Below are 14370 nucleotides of genomic sequence, written 5' to 3' on the forward strand. Positions count from 1 at the left end.
CCGGCAGAAGGCCCCCCGACCACAATCCTTTCGCCGGCCCGTTGGGTAGCCCTCGACGTGACCAGAGGCAGCGACCGGTCGGCGGCTCCCGACGGCCGCCGAAGCTGGATCGTGGCGGTCGCCGGCGCGATCGGGATGGTGTTCACCTTCGGGACGCCGCTGTCGTACGGCGTCTTCCGTGATCCCGTCAGCGCTGCGTTCGGGATCGACCCGGTCGCGCTCTCGACGGTCTTCTCGGCGATGCTTTTCACCTTCTTCATCGGGGCCGGCGTGATGGGCGTCGTCGCCGCCCGGCTCCCGGCCCGCGGGGTCCTGCTCGGCTGCGCCGCGGTGACCGGCCTGCTCGCCCCGTCGCTGTTCGTCGTCGACTCCTACCTCGGCCTGCTGGTCGTCTTCGCGGCGATGGGCCTGGCCGGCGGGACGGCCTTCGTCCTGATCGCCTCGATCGTGCCTCGGTGGTTCGAAAAGCGCCGCGGAGCCGCCACGGGGCTGATCTTCGTCGGCAACGGGCTCGGATTGACCGTTCTCCCGCCGCTGTGGGAACACGCGTTCTCGACGGTCGGGGTCCGGCACGGCTTTCTGTATCTCCTGGGGGCGACCGCGGTCGGGTTCGGGGTCACCGGCGCCGTCTGTCGGCGACCGGAGTGGGCCGAGACGTCCACGGCCACGCTCGCCGAGCTCGTCGACTGGGTCCGGGAACTCGCCGGAATGCGGACCTTCCGGCTCCTCTTCGTCGGGATCGGGCTGTCGTTCGGCTGGTATCAGCTGCTGGCCGCCTACGCGATCGATCTGTTCGCCGCCCGCGGGCTGGCCGGAGCGACGGCCTCGGCGGCCTTCGGCCTGATCGGCGGCGTCAGCATCGCCTCCCGCATCGGCGGCGGATACGTCGCCGACCGGGTCGGGTCCCGGCTGGCCTTTCTCACGTCGCTGGCCTGCGTGATCGGCGGGCTCGCGTCGCTGTTGGTGCCCTCGATCCCGACCCTCGCCGTCGGGATCGGTCTGATCGGTCTCGGCCTGGGCGGCTGCGCGACGCTGTACGTCCCGCTGTTGATGGCGGTCTACTCCCCGGAGAAGGACACCGCGATCATCGGCGTGTTCAACGTCCCGCCGGGCATCGGCGCGCTCGCGATGCCGCCGGTCGGGACCGCGCTGATCACCTATACCGACGGGTACGCGGCGGCGATCGCGTTGACGCTCGCGCTCGCCGTCCTCGCGCTGTGGGTCATCGCGGCCGGAACCGCCGCCGAGTGAGCGTGGTCGGGGCCACGACGGACGCCGACTGAACGCGATCGGGACCGTCAACCGCGATGCGCGACCGGGTGCCGACCGGGGGAGATCCGGCTCCGCTCACTCCTCGTCGACGCGATCGGCGTACGACTCCAGGTCGGCGGCCAGTTCGCGGGCCTGGTCCGGCGAGAGCGCCACCCGGTCGGCGTGGGCGGGCAGCTCGGTCAGGTCGTCGTTGTCCAGCTCCAGCTCGACCGTGACGTGGTCGGGATTCTCGGACGGAACCGTCACGTTGAGCACCGCGAACGCCGACTCCTCGAAGTCGTGACCGGCGGCAGTCGCCTCGAGCAGGTCGAGGGTCGTGTACGCGTTCACCCGGATGAGTCTGTCGGGCATCGGCGTGGGTCAGTCGTCGCCGGCAAGCGGCGTCCCGTCGGCGCGAGCCGGCGCGGGGCTGGCGTCCATTCCGTCCTCGTCGGCGTAGGGATACCACGTCGTCTTCGTGTTGTGCATGTACGGGTCCTCGTAGCTCGTCTCCGACGGCTCGATGAGCGTCTCGAGGTCTCCCTCCGATTCCGTCCGTTCGATGAACGCGCGGAACCCCTCGCCGTCCTCGCGCCGCTCGCGGAACCGATCGATCAGGGTCGCGATCGCGCCGGGCACCTCGTCGGCCGGGACGCGCTGTTCGACCCACTCCGCGAAGCGAGGGTCCGCGCCCAGCCCGCCGCCGAGGCCGATGTCGAGCGCCTCGACCGGCTCGCCGTCCTTTCGGGTCTTCATCCCGCGGAGGCTGACGTCGGCGATCTGCGGCTGCGCGCAGGAGGCGGTACAGCCGGACAGGTGGACGTGGAACTCCGAGACGTCCGCGGGGAGGTCGACGTTCTCGGCGAGCCAGCGGGCGTACCGGACCTGTCGGTTCTTCGTCTCGACGATCGACAGCGAGCAGAACTCGGTGCCCGTACACGCGATCGAGCCCCGCATGAACGGGTTCGGGTCGGGCGAGTAGTCCTCGAGCAGCGGCTCCGCCAGCAGCGCGTCGAGTTCCGACTCCGGGACGTCCGTCACGAGCACGTTCTGTCGCTGGGTGAGTCGGACCTCCCCGGAGCCGTACTCGGCGGCCAGGTCGGCGAGCTCCCGGACGTCCTCGACGCCCATCCGCCCGACGAGGACGTTCACCCCGACGTAGTAGTTCCCGTCGGCCTGTTCGTGGACGCCGACGTGGTCGTTGTGTCCCCCGGCGGGGCGGTCACCGTGTCCGTCAGCGGGATGGTCGTCGTGTCCCCCGGCGGGGCGGTCGTCCGTCCCGCTCCCGACCCGGCCGGCGTTGTAGGTGTACTCCTCGCGGAGGTCCTCGCCGGCCGTCTCGAGCTCCCGGTCGACGAACTCCGCCTGCAGGACGCGGCGAACCTCGTCGGCGCCCCACTCGTCGACGAGGAACTTGCTGCGCGCGGCGTAGCGGTCCTCGCGGTCGCCGTATTCGCGGAAGAGCGCCGAGAGGCCGCCTGCCACCGCCTCCACCGCGTCGGGCTCGACGAAGACGTCGATGTCGCGCGCGAGCCGCGGCTCGTTGCGCGCCAGCCCGCCGCCGACGCGGACGTTGAACCCCCGGCGACCGTCCTTCTCGGCGGGCTCGAACGCCAGGTCGTTGATGTCGCCCTGGCCGCAGCCCTCACGGCAGCCGGTGACGCTGACCTTCCACTTCCGCGGCAGGTTCGTGTGATCGTCGTTCCCTTTAAACGTCTCGTGGAGGTCCATCGCGACCGGAAGCGCGTCCACGAACTCGTGGCGGTCCTTGCCGGCGACGGGACACCCCACGACGTTCCGCCAGGAGTCGCCACAGGCCTGCTGGGTCGACAGGCCGTTGGCCTCCAGCCGCTCGAAGATCTCCGGGACGTCCTCGAGGCGGATCCAGTGGAGCTGGATCGACTGCCGGGTCGTCCAGTCGCAGTAGGCGGCGCCGAACTCGGGGTTCTCGGCGGGACCGCGCGCGTACTCGTCCGCGATGTCCGCGACGACGTGCAGCTGTCCCGGCTCGAGCACGCCGTTCGGCGTGCCGATCCGCATCATGAAGTAGCTCTCCTGGCCGGCCCGCTGGTGGTACAGTCCCCACCACTTGAACCGCTCGAACCAGGCGTCGCGTTCGTCCTCCGGGATCGACTCCCAGCCCTGCTCCGCGAACTCCAGGAGGTGTTCCCGTATCTCGTTCCCGTACGTCTCCGATTTCCACCGTTCGACGTCCGTTGGCATCTCGATCCGGTCTGGGGCCGGCACTCCCCTAAAGCGTCCCTCGGCGTCAATCCTCCCCGGAGCCACCGGGTACCGGTGAGCCTTTCCGATCGCTGTGAGCCGGACGGCGGGTACCGGTCAGACGGTCGACGATGCACCGACGGGCCGTCGAACGGCGTTCCGGTCGATCGGCTCGTAGCGACCTTCCAGCACGCGTCCAACCGGGATCGGACCGGTCGTCGTCGACCGGCCGCAGGTGATGCATCGGCCGTACGTCTCCGCCGCGACGGTTCGTCCGTCCACCGCGACGTCGGTGACTCCCTCGACGACGAACTCGGCGATCGGACACCCACACACGCCCGTCACGCGCCAGAGTTCGCTCGCGCCGGTTCGCCGTTCGTCCGCGACCGAGACCCACGCGCCGTCGTCGAGCGTCCGTACTGAAAGCGCCATACCGGTCGTTCGGTCCGCCGTCGGAAACGGCCACCGGCCGGTGTAACCCTCGTCCCGGTCTCGGACGGCGTCGTTCGGGAGGTACCCTCCCACATCGGCCGATCGGTCGCCTCGGAGCCCGGATCCGCCCCGACGAGGGGCGCCGGGGTAGCCGCAAGGACGTCCGGCATTCCCGAGCCCCGGTAGCGATTGGGCGGGCGGGGTCGCTTATGTCGCCGGGGCGCCTTCGGTCGAACGATGACACGGACGACGCCGATCGAACATACCTCCGCCGACGTGGCGCCGGAGCTGTTCGATCCGGATACGCGGGAGGATCGACCGGAATGAGCGAGCAGGACCACGACGACGAGCATCTCGAGTCCGTCCCGGTCGGTGCCGGGTGCACCGAAATCTGGGAGACGCTGAGTGAGCGCCGTGCCGAGGAGGAGCGGGACGCCGAGGACGATCCGGATTCGGCCGACTAGCCCGCAGTCGGCCGGGATCGGACGCGACCCGGGACCGAACCGGACGCGACCCGGGACCGAACCGGACGCGACCCGGGACCGAACCGGACGCGACCCAAGACCGAACCGGACGCGACCGACGACCGGATCGAACGCGACCGACGACCGGATCGGCGATCGGATTGATGTCCCTGGCGCGTGATGACGTCGCACGGATCGATGTACGACTCCATCCTCATTCCCACGGACGGCAGCGACGGATCGCATTCGGCGGTCGAGACCGGAGTGCGATTGGGCGACCGGTTCGATGCGGACGTCCACGCGCTGTTCGTGATCGACGAGCGATACGTCCTCGACGAGTACGATATGCCGGTGGAGGCGGCCGAGCGCGACGCCGAGGACGCGCTCGACCGCGTCGGCGAGGTCGCCGCCGCGTCGGGCGTCGCGGTCGAGAAACACCTCCGGCGCGGGACCCCACACGAGGAGATCCTGGCGGCGATCGACGACTACGGGGTCGATCTCGTCGTGATGGGAACCCACGGACGGACCGGCCTCGACCGGATCGTCCACCTGGGCAGCGTCACCGAACGCGTGATCCGCGCCGCGCCGGTGCAGGTGACGACGGTGCCGACCGGCGGCCGGGGTGTGTGATCGGCCGACGGCAGGGGAGCGGGATCGACCGGCGGCCGGGGAGCGGGATCGACCGGCGGCCGAGGGACCCGGTCCCGTCGTGTGGGGACAACATATAAACCCTCCCGTGGAAAGCCCGGAGTATGGACGAAAACCGGTTCGTCATCGCCCTCTTCGGTCTGGTCGTCGCCGTCATCGTCGGCTACATCGCCCACCGGTTCGCCGCCGCCCTCACGGTCGCGGTCTTCATCTACTACTCGACGCGCCGGTTCTACCGGAGCCTCGGTCGACTCCGGCTCCCGAAGCGCGTTCGGGCGGTGCTGGCGCTGTCGGTCGTCGGCGTGCCGCTCCTGTTGCTCATCAGTTACACCGTCGTGCTCCTCGTCATCGAGGTCCGACAGTTCGTGCAGCAGTACGCCGTGATGGAGGCCGCGGCCGGGAACGTGGGCTGGATCGACGCCGAGACCACGCCGCCCGAGTTGACCTTCGACGCGATCGTCGATCTGTATCAGTCCGGCGGGTTCGACCCCCTGATCGACTTCGCGCTCGACCACGCCGGCTTCCTGACGTCGACCCTCTCGAGCTTCCTGTTGAACCTGCTCATCGTCGTGGTCGTCACCTACTACCTGCTCATCGACGGCGGGAAGGCCCACGAGTGGCTGGTCGCCTTCGACGACGACGCGATCGTCCGCGAGTACTTCGAGGCCGCCGACGACGAGCTGGAGTCCGTCCTCTTCGGGAACCTGCTCAACGTCATCGCCATCTCGCTCATCGCCGTCACGGCGTACATGGGATACAACGTGTTCGTTCCGTCCTCGGTGCAGGTCCCCTACCCCGCGCTCGCGGGCGCGCTCACCGGCGTGGCCAGCCTGATCCCCGTGGTCGGAATGAAGATCGTCTACCTCCCGATCGCCGCCGTGATGGCCGCTCCCTCGGTGCTGGCCGGCGACGTGGGACCGATCGCGTACGTCGTCGGCTTCCTCCTCGTTGCGGTCGTGGTCGTCGACACGATCCCCGACCTCGTCCTGCGTCCCTACTTCAGCGGGGAGACGACCCACGTCGGGCTGTTGATGCTCGCGTACATCTTCGGGCCGGTGGTCTTCGGGTTCCACGGCCTCTTCCTCGGGCCGATCATCCTCGTGCTCGCGCTCACCTTCGCGTACACCGCGCTGCCGCGACTGCTCGGCGCCGACCCCGCCCACGAACCGGACCTCGAGGGACCGACCCTCGCCCCGGACCAATACCGCCTCGACGACTTCTGATCGGCGCCGGCTTCGACCGACGTCCGTCGTATCCGGCGTCCTTCCACCCGCAACGCTTCGACCGGCTTCGTGAGGGGACGCGACGCGACCGGAACGGTCACCGAACGTGTCCCACCAGGACGATCACGAGCGCGATCCCGAACAGCCCGGCGAGGATCGACAGCGAGACGCCCCAGCCGAACAGGTCGGCCGCCAGCCCGACCCCGACCGATCCCGCGGACCCGACCACGGTGTAGGCGGTCCGAACGAGGCCGAAGCCGGCGCCGCGCTCGGCGTCGCCGAGGACGTCCATGAACCGCGAGTCGACCGCCGAGAAGAAGCTCGACCCGAATCCCGCGAGGAGGACGCCGCCGGCGACGCCGGCGGTTCCGGGCCCGAGGACGAAGGAGATCGTTCCGAGACAGCCCGTTCCCATCGCGAGGGCGATCGCGGCGTCGCGGCCGACGCGGTCCGAGAGCCGGCCGATCGTGACCTGCGCGCTCGCCCGCATCAGGAAGAACGCCGAGAAGATCGCGCCCGCGGTCGCGGTCGTGTACCCTCGGAACTCGACGAGGAACGTCGGCAGAAACGACATCAGTCCAAGCACCACGTAGGTGCCGGCCATCGCGACCAGCAGCGGGACGACGATTCCCGGTCGAGTGAGGATCTCCGCGAGGGGGTCGAGCCGGAGGCGCTCCCGCATCCGCTGGTCGGGGCGGCGCGGCTCGGTCGGCCGCACCCGCCAATAAACGGCCAGCAACACCGGCAGGCCGACCGCCGCGGCGACGGCGATCGCGGGCCGCCAGCCGTACCGGACGCCGATCCAGGCCGCCACGACCGGCGCGACGAGTCCCGCCAGGGGGCCGGCTGCGGAGTGGATCCCGACCGCGGTCCCGACGTCCTCGAAGGTCCGCGAGAGCAGCGTCGTCGCGACCGCGTAGTGCAGTCCGGCGAACAGCCCGAGCAGGACCGCCGCGAGGACGAACACCGGAAACGCCGGCGCGAGCGCCAGAAGGACGCTCAACGCGGTGGTTCCGCCCACCGCGACGAGGATGACGCGCCGCTCGCCGACTCGGTCGGCGAGGATCCCGCTCGGGAACTGTGAGAGTCCGTAGGCCAGCCACATCCCCGACAGCGCCAGCCCGATCGCGGTGTTGGAGATCGCGAACTCGGAGACGACCAGCGGGACCACCGGGCTGATCGCCAGCCGGGCGAAGTAGGTCACGAAGAAGGCGACCATACACAGCCCCAACACCGTGTGCCGGTACCGCCAGTTCACGGTGTCTTACCCTCCTGGAGTCGGAGCACCGGTGGAATCGCCGGTCGCCGGGGTCGGACGCGCTTACTCCGTGATCGCCGCACGGCGTCTCGCACTGTCGGGGGATTCGGCGGCCGACGATATCGGAGCTTCGATCCCGGCGCGACGATCGGCGGGTCGCCGCCGACACTGGTTCAGTCGCTACCCGTCCGGCCCAAAAGCGTTTCTCGGCGCCGCTCGGAACGATACCAATGAGCGATCTCACCGTTCACGTCGACGACCACGCGCTGCCGGCCGAATGGGCCGACGCGAACCCCGAGACGCGGGCCGCGATCGCCGAGGCGCTGCCGATCGTCGGCAACGCGGCGCGCTGGGGCGACGAGCTGTACGTCGGAACCGACGTCGACGCGCCGGTCGCGGAGACGCGGACCGTCGTGGAGCCCGGAACGATCGCCTACTGGCCGTCCGGGCCGGCGATCTGTCTGTTCTGGGGTCCGACGCCGGCCAGCACCGACGGCCGGCCCCGGGCCGCGTCGCCGGTGGCCGTGATCGGGCGCGTCACGGACGTCGATCCGCTGGAGTCGGTCGACGGACCCGCACGACTACGAGTCTCGGCCGCAACGGCGCAGAACGGGGAGCGGTCCTGACCGGGGCGGAATCCGGCTGGGGCACGCACTGACGGAGTTGGTTTCCACGAGACGGACCCCTGGCGGGAAGCGGCCGTGGTCACTCCACCCGCTGCTCGAGGGCGCGCCCGGCCTGCAGGACGGTCGCGTCGTCGAACCGCTCGCCGACGAACATCAGCCCGACCGGCAGGCCGTCGCTGGTGCCCGCGGGAATCGAGATCGCGGGATGGCCGGTGACGTCGAACGGCGCGGTGTTGGGGAGCATGTTCACCGCGCGTTCGAGGATCTGCAGCCGGCTGGGATCGGGGATCCGCTCGTGGGCCGTCTGTGGCGTCGTCGGCATCGCGAGGACGTCCACGTCCGCCAGCGTCTCGTCGTATGCGCTCGCCAGGTCCAACGAGAGGTTCTGGGCCTTCGCGTAGTAGTGGCTGTGGTACTCCTCGGCGAGGTATTCGCCGAGCGTGGCGACCAGCTTGATCGTCGGCGGATACCGGTCCGCGTTCTCCCGGCGGGCCTCGGCGAAGGCCGCCATCAGGTCGGTGTCGTAGTAGCCGTTCCCGAAGTGGCCGATTCCCTCGCCGTTGATCGTCGCGGTCGTGCCCTCGTTGGCGATCCCGTTCCAGATCGGGAGCCCGTCGAGATGCATCGGGACCGAGACCTCGGTGACGGTCGCGCCCGCGTCCGCGAGGTCGTCGAGGGCTTCCTCGACCGTCCCGTCGACGCCCGGCTCGCTTTGCTCGTGGCCGAACCCCTCCTCGAGCACGCCGACGGTGAGATCGGACGGGTCCGGGTCGGACGCGACCGCGTCGGCGTACGCCTGCGTCGGGACGGCTCCCTGTCGGGGGTCGAGCGGATCCTTCCCGGCGATCGCCTCGAGGACGCGCGCACAGTCGCGGACGCTCCGCGCGAGCGGCCCCGTGTGGTCGAACGAGCGGCCGAGTCCGAGGATCCCGGTGTACGGCACCAGCCCGTGGGTCGGCTTGTGACCGACGACGCCGCACCAGGCGGCCGGGATGCGGATCGACCCGGCCTGGTCGCCGCCGATCGAGACGTCGACGGTGCCGTCCGCGACCGCGGCCGCGGAGCCGCTCGAGGAGCCGCCGGCGAGGTGGTCCCGGTCGTGGGGGTTCAACACGTGGCCGTACGCGGACATCTCGCCGCTGCCGGAGAACGCGAGGTTCTCCATGTTCAGTTTGCTCGTGATCCGGGCGCCCTCGTCGAGCATTCGGGTGACGATCGTCGCGTCGATCTCCGGCACGTAGCCCGACATCACGTCGGAACCAAAGGTCATCTCGACGCCGGCCAGCGAGACGTTGTCCTTCAGTCCGACGTCGTACTCCTCCAGAACCCCCGAGCCCGACCCCTCGACGGTACACGTCCGAATCACCGCGTTCAGCGGGTCCTCGTCAGCGGTCGGTTCGGACCCGGATTCCCGGTCCGGATACCGAACCGGCGGGTCCGAGGCGGACAGCTCGTCGATCCGCTCGTAGGCGCCGAGCAGGTCGGGGATGACCGCCGCCAGCTCCTCGATCTCCTCCTCGGAGAGGTCCATATGGTGGGCTGCGGCGTAGCGTTCGATCTCGTCGGTGGTGGGTGGACGAAGGTCGCTCACGGTTCGACCACTGGTACGACACCACACGACATATAATTTGGCGGGATGCCGGCGAGTGCGGACACTCGCTCGAGCGCCGGCGGACGTGGCCGAGCGTCAGTGGGCGTGGCCACCCGCCGGCAAGCGCACGCGCTCGGCCACCCGCCGGCGGACCGTGGTCCTCCCGACCCGACTACTGCAGATACGTCGGATCCTCCCCCTCACAGGACCGTTCGTGCTGGGTCGCGTCCTCGCGGTCGTCGAAGAGCATTCCGCACACCTCGCACGCGAACCACGTCGCGCCGTCCCGTTCGGTGGTCGTAACCATACCCCACGGTTAGTGGAGGAGCGACTTTTAGGTTGCCCCGCCGGGGGCCGTCACTCGAACACGCGGTCGTCGAACGCGTCGCCGGCGATCCCCGATCCCTCGGGAACGTCGATCGTGCCGCGTTCGACCGGCGCGGGATCGGGCGTGAGGTCGGTTCGGAGCAGCGACCCGGTCGCGAGCCCGCAGGGCCGAACCTCGGGGATCGCGGCCGCCGCGTGAACCGCGGCGGTGCGCGCGATCGCGCCGTCGATCGTCGTCGTGACGATCGGCTCGACGCCAGCGTCCCGGGCCCGGCGGGCCGCCTCGACCGTCCGGTCGACGCCGCCGAGGACCATCGGTTTATAAATGACCACGTCCGCGGCGCCGGACTCCAGCACCCGATCGACGCCGAACTCGCGGACGGACTCGTCGAGCGCCACGTCGACCGGGAGCTCGTCCCGGAGCGCGACGTGCCCCTTCAGGTCGGCCGCCGGAAGGGGCTGTTCGACGTAGCTCACGCCGATATCGGCCATCGCGTCGAGCGCCCGCCGGGCGGTCGCGCGGTCCCAGGCGCCGTTGGCGTCCACGCGGATCTCGACGGCAGGGCCGACCTCGCGCCGGACCGCGCGCACCCGGTCCAGATCGTCCGCGAGCGGTCGCGAGCCGGCCTTCAGCTTCAGCGTCCGGTAGCCGTCCTCGACCGCCCGGCGGGCCGCCCGCTCGGCCGCTGCGGCCGACCCCTCGCCCACGGTGGCGTTGACCGGCACGCTCGCCGCCGCCCCCGGCGTCGGGAACCCGGCCGCCTCGGCGAGGCGGTCGGCGAGCCGTCGGTCGTCCGCCCGTGCGACCGCGTCAGCCCGCGCCAGCGTGATCCCGTGGCGTGCGGCGGGGGTGTCCGCGTCCGGGATCCGGATGCCGGACTTGGCTTCCGGACCGCTCTCGGAGTCGGGTTCCGGACCGCTCTCGGAGTCGGGTTCCGGACCGCCCTCAATTTCGGAATCGCTCCCGGCGTCGGAGGCTCTCCCGTCGTCCGCGTTCGTGAGCGCGTCCGCACACGCCGCGACCGACTCCGTCCAGCCCGGCAGGGGCATCGCCTCGCCGACGCCGCGCGCGGGGACGTCGTCGGCGTCGGGGTCGAGACCGACGAGCCAGCCCTCCCGCTCGAGGATCTCGGCGCTGGCGGTCCGAAGCGGGCTGTCGAGTTCGAGCGTCAGGTGAGTCAGGCGCATCCGTGGTTCCTCCGGTCACACCGCCAGCCCGAGCCCGAACAGGGCGGCGTAGGCGGCGAGCCACTTGCCGGTCCGCTCGAGGGCGGGATTGAGCGCCTCGCCGGACGTCTCGGTGCGGATCGTGGCCACGATCGACGCGGCACGCGGGAGGGTGGCGAGCGGGGCGAGGGCCGTGAGCCCGTATCCGGTTGGTCCGACCGCGAACCAGACGGGGACGACGTACGCGAGCGCGGTCAGCGCGATGAACTGCAGCCGGGAGAACCGGTAGCCGAACCGCACCGCGAGCGTCCGCTTGCCGGTTCGGGCGTCCTCCTCGCGGTCGCGAACGTTGTTGACCACGAGGACGTTCGTCGCGATGGCGGCGATCGGGAGGCTCGCGATCAGGGCGTCGACCGACAGCCCCGCGGCGACGAGTTCGGTCGGAAACGCCGACGCCACCACCGCCGCGGCCTGGACGTAGTAGGTCCCCGTCACGGCGACGACCCCGAAGAAGACGAAGACGAAGGGGTCGCCGAGCCCGTGGTACCCCAGCGGATACGGGCCGCCGGTGTAGGCGATCCCGGCGGCGATCGACGCGAGCCCGACCAGAAGGATCGCGACGCCGCCGACGGAGACGAGGTAGACCCCCACGACGACCGCCAGCGCGAACGTGACCCACATCGCCCGCTTGACGGCCGGCGGCTCGATGATCCCCGACGCGGTCACCCGGGTGAACCCCTCCCGGTCGGCGGTGTCGGCCCCCTTGACGGCGTCGTAGTAGTCGTTCGCGAAGTTCGTGCCGATCTGGATAAGCGCGGCCCCGACGAACGCGGCGAACGCCGGCAGCGGCGCGAAGACGCCGTCGTGGAGGGCCAGCCCGACCCCGACGAGCACCGGCGCGGCCGCCACCGGCAGCGTCTGCGGCCGCGCGGCGAGGACCCACGCCTTCGTCCGCGAGACCTCCGTGGAACTCATTGTCGGGCGTTGGCCGCCGGCCGCCCTGAAGGTTGCCATCCCCGATCGCGTTGCCGTCGACGATCCTCGGCGTTGGGGCGAGAGTCCTCGGCGTTGGCGTTCGGGCGAGAGTTCTCGGCGTCGGCGTTCGGGCGACGACCCTCAGTAGTGCCAGGGAAACACAGATAGTGAGTACAAACAACGCAAACAAACACGTCAGCCAAACTGCGCGAGAGGGAAAGCCATAACAATCATTATAGACACTTTAGAGAGATTTGAAACTGTTTAATCAAATTTCACCTATAGGCCCGAGGAATATATAGGGGAATATTGCCCCTTCTCGCTTTTTCTGTTTCACCGTCTCAAGCCTTCAATCACCAGTCTAACTTTTCGAGCATATAAACCCCACCCCCTCCTATATAAACCCCTGACCTTTCATAAGAGTGAGGAAGTTAGCGGTTAGTCGGCGTACTCGAACGCGACTACCGAAGCACGGACGACCGCAGATATGGGTGTATGTCTCCGATGAGGCGTACATCCCGGCCACGTAGGCCAATAGCCCGGTTCCTTACACCCACGGTGAGCCACGACTGTAGCCGAACAAAGGCTACGGGTGGCAACGACTCGTGACCAACCTAAGGGGGTTGGCGTATCGGTGTAGAGGATTAGGATTTGGGTGAGGTAACTACGTTGAAAAGCGCCGTCAATTGGTCGTCAACCCCTACAAAGGGGGGAGAGTGTAGATGTACGTTAGCGACCCTTTGTGTGGTGGTCGCTCTCAGCCTTCGATTCGCTCCGTGACGGCGATAGCGGATTCTTTCAGGTTGCGGGCTGTAGTGGCGAGTTCGTGGTTCCCTTCGGCTTCGGCGGTTCTCTGTAGTTCTTTGAGTGTCTGTGCGAGCGTGAGTGCGCCGTTCCGGTATTCATCTAACTCCCGGTGAGCAACAGCAAGGTCGGTAGCCGCCTCTCGTAGCGTGGTTTCGTTATTAGATACTCCGATAGGTTCCTCTACCAAGTCCTCCGGCAAGCCGATTTGGGGAGTGCTTTTAGACACAGATATTTCTTTATAGCCAATATACTTAGCTCTAAAGCCTTAAAGAACATAACATTAAGTCTATGCGGTGGTAGCCGTCACCCCTCATCGCAGCTAAGATTAGTTTTGCTCCTGCGGAGCCTTGCGGAGCGAGCAGGATGTGTATCCGAACGCGCGAGTGTGTACGCTATGTACCTTCCAGCGGTTAGCACACGGGGGCGCGGGCGTGAGGCGTACTTACGTCACCTCACCTTAGAATTATACCAATTTCAACTCCAATTTGGTGTTTCCTGTAGCGCCGATTATCAGGGAGTATGAGTATCGGGGAACAGAAAGTTTGGAGAGTATCTTAGGATCATTTATAGAGCCTATAAGTCTGTTAAGAGCTTTTTCAGATATATCTCAAATGGTCACAAGTTACTAATAGATTGTTTGTGACTTTGCGGTGTGGCGTTATCTGACCTACTCCCGTTCATCGGAATCCTGATGCTCATAATGGCAAGTGTTGTCACAATTGATGCTCACGACCGAAATAAGTATGCTACTCCGTGGTTCCTTCTTGTTAGCATAATCGGAATGTTTGGGGTGGTGTTCTACTATATCACAATTCGGACAGAAGAACGGGCAGAATCACCTTCGTCCCCGTCAACTCTAACACGAATCGCACTCCCAATTCTCTCTCTTGTAGGCGTAATTTGTGCCTTCGCGGGGATGGTCGGGATACTCGGCGGGAGTATCGTTGTGTTGTCACTATACGGATTCCCAGCAGTAGCCATCGGGATATTACTCTATCACGACTACAGTTATGGTGAATTTGAGAAGCAAAAAATGGTCGTAGAATGTCTCTATGCGCTCTCTATTGGGGGTGTTTTATCTATTATGCTGGCGGATTTCATCAACCCGTTCACTCCGTATTATATTGATGTGGCTATGATAGTTCTACTCACGATTCTCTTTCCCCTCGGTTGGTATGCCTTCAGAAAGAAAAGCGACAGTCGCCAACCCGTTCAGAGAGTGTAGAAGCCATCACAACAACCCTCCGTATGGTGAGGTGGGTTTTCCTCGTCATTCCGAGGGATGGACCGTCTGTATCGGAAGTCGCTTAGAACCCCGTCAGGGGTGTGTGGTCATACTCACGTTGTCGTCTCCCGTCATCGCAGCCAAGATCAGTTT

15 protein-coding genes are annotated in these 14370 nt (G+C 67.6%); 6 read left to right on the forward strand and 9 right to left on the reverse strand.

All coding sequences use genetic code 11. The features are described from left to right. The first annotated feature begins 57 nt into the window (after window positions 1-57). On the forward strand, window positions 58-1251 hold the full coding sequence (locus tag BLV25_RS09580) for an MFS transporter (RefSeq protein WP_218128624.1): 1194 nt from the start codon (window positions 58-60) through the stop codon (window positions 1249-1251). A 96-nt stretch (window positions 1252-1347) separates the two neighbouring features. Here BLV25_RS09580 and BLV25_RS09585 read toward each other — a convergent pair whose 3' ends face one another. The 3 genes from BLV25_RS09585 to BLV25_RS09595 all read right to left on the reverse strand — a co-directional run bounded on the left by BLV25_RS09585 (window position 1348) and on the right by BLV25_RS09595 (window position 3906). Continuing rightward, entirely contained in the window at window positions 1348-1623 is a 276-nt protein-coding gene (locus tag BLV25_RS09585; RefSeq protein ID WP_021075325.1) for a DUF6360 family protein, read from the reverse strand. A gap of 9 nt (window positions 1624-1632) precedes the next feature. Beyond that, a complete protein-coding gene (locus BLV25_RS09590; RefSeq protein ID WP_092732653.1) occupies window positions 1633-3474 on the reverse strand; it encodes a nitrite/sulfite reductase in 1842 nt (613 codons plus the stop codon). 117 nt (window positions 3475-3591) lie between these two features. Beyond that, window positions 3592-3906 carry a hypothetical protein gene (locus BLV25_RS09595; protein ID WP_092733006.1) on the reverse strand — a complete coding sequence of 105 codons (315 nt, stop codon included), beginning with the start codon at window positions 3904-3906 and terminating at the stop codon, window positions 3592-3594. 323 nt (window positions 3907-4229) lie between these two features. Here BLV25_RS09595 and BLV25_RS17395 point away from each other — a divergent pair, with 323 nt between their 5' ends. From BLV25_RS17395 to BLV25_RS09605, 3 genes are all read left to right on the forward strand, one after another. Then, on the forward strand, window positions 4230-4370 hold the full coding sequence (locus BLV25_RS17395) for a hypothetical protein (protein WP_021075321.1): 141 nt from the start codon (window positions 4230-4232) through the stop codon (window positions 4368-4370). A gap of 198 nt (window positions 4371-4568) precedes the next feature. Further along, on the forward strand, window positions 4569-5000 hold the full coding sequence (locus tag BLV25_RS09600) for a universal stress protein (protein ID WP_092733009.1): 432 nt from the start codon (window positions 4569-4571) through the stop codon (window positions 4998-5000). Between the two features lie 122 nt (window positions 5001-5122). Beyond that, complete coding sequence (locus BLV25_RS09605; RefSeq protein ID WP_092732656.1) at window positions 5123-6241, forward strand: AI-2E family transporter; 1119 nt, start codon at window positions 5123-5125, stop codon at window positions 6239-6241. A gap of 97 nt (window positions 6242-6338) precedes the next feature. Here BLV25_RS09605 and BLV25_RS09610 read toward each other — a convergent pair whose 3' ends face one another. Next, window positions 6339-7499 carry an MFS transporter gene (locus BLV25_RS09610; RefSeq protein ID WP_092732659.1) on the reverse strand — a complete coding sequence of 387 codons (1161 nt, stop codon included), beginning with the start codon at window positions 7497-7499 and terminating at the stop codon, window positions 6339-6341. A gap of 230 nt (window positions 7500-7729) precedes the next feature. On the opposite strand from BLV25_RS09610, the gene BLV25_RS09615 reads away from it, so the two are divergent. Further along, window positions 7730-8125: a cyclophilin-like family protein gene (locus BLV25_RS09615; RefSeq protein ID WP_021073642.1), complete on the forward strand. Its 396-nt coding sequence runs from the start codon at window positions 7730-7732 to the stop codon at window positions 8123-8125. 79 nt (window positions 8126-8204) lie between these two features. Here BLV25_RS09615 and BLV25_RS09620 read toward each other — a convergent pair whose 3' ends face one another. The 5 genes from BLV25_RS09620 to BLV25_RS16760 form a co-directional block, all read right to left on the reverse strand. Continuing rightward, window positions 8205-9716 carry an amidase gene (locus BLV25_RS09620; protein ID WP_092732661.1) on the reverse strand — a complete coding sequence of 504 codons (1512 nt, stop codon included), beginning with the start codon at window positions 9714-9716 and terminating at the stop codon, window positions 8205-8207. 172 nt (window positions 9717-9888) lie between these two features. Further along, window positions 9889-10023, reverse strand: a complete 135-nt coding sequence (locus tag BLV25_RS17875) for a DUF7128 family protein (RefSeq protein WP_021073640.1) — start codon at window positions 10021-10023, stop codon at window positions 9889-9891. Window positions 10024-10073: 50 nt separating this feature from the next. After that, a complete protein-coding gene (locus BLV25_RS09625; protein WP_092732664.1) occupies window positions 10074-11231 on the reverse strand; it encodes a mandelate racemase/muconate lactonizing enzyme family protein in 1158 nt (385 codons plus the stop codon). A 15-nt stretch (window positions 11232-11246) separates the two neighbouring features. Next, window positions 11247-12185 carry a 1,4-dihydroxy-2-naphthoate polyprenyltransferase gene (locus BLV25_RS09630; protein WP_092732667.1) on the reverse strand — a complete coding sequence of 313 codons (939 nt, stop codon included), beginning with the start codon at window positions 12183-12185 and terminating at the stop codon, window positions 11247-11249. Between the two features lie 757 nt (window positions 12186-12942). Continuing rightward, window positions 12943-13191 (reverse strand): hypothetical protein, encoded by a 249-nt coding sequence (locus BLV25_RS16760; protein WP_176819471.1) that lies wholly within the window; start codon window positions 13189-13191, stop codon window positions 12943-12945. A 453-nt stretch (window positions 13192-13644) separates the two neighbouring features. On the opposite strand from BLV25_RS16760, the gene BLV25_RS16765 reads away from it, so the two are divergent. Further along, on the forward strand, window positions 13645-14217 hold the full coding sequence (locus BLV25_RS16765; RefSeq protein WP_143114421.1) for a hypothetical protein: 573 nt from the start codon (window positions 13645-13647) through the stop codon (window positions 14215-14217). The last annotated feature ends 153 nt before the right edge of the window (window positions 14218-14370 follow it).

Origin of the sequence: Halopenitus persicus (assembly GCF_900107205.1) — an archaeon.
GTDB lineage: Archaea > Halobacteriota > Halobacteria > Halobacteriales > Haloferacaceae > Halopenitus > Halopenitus persicus.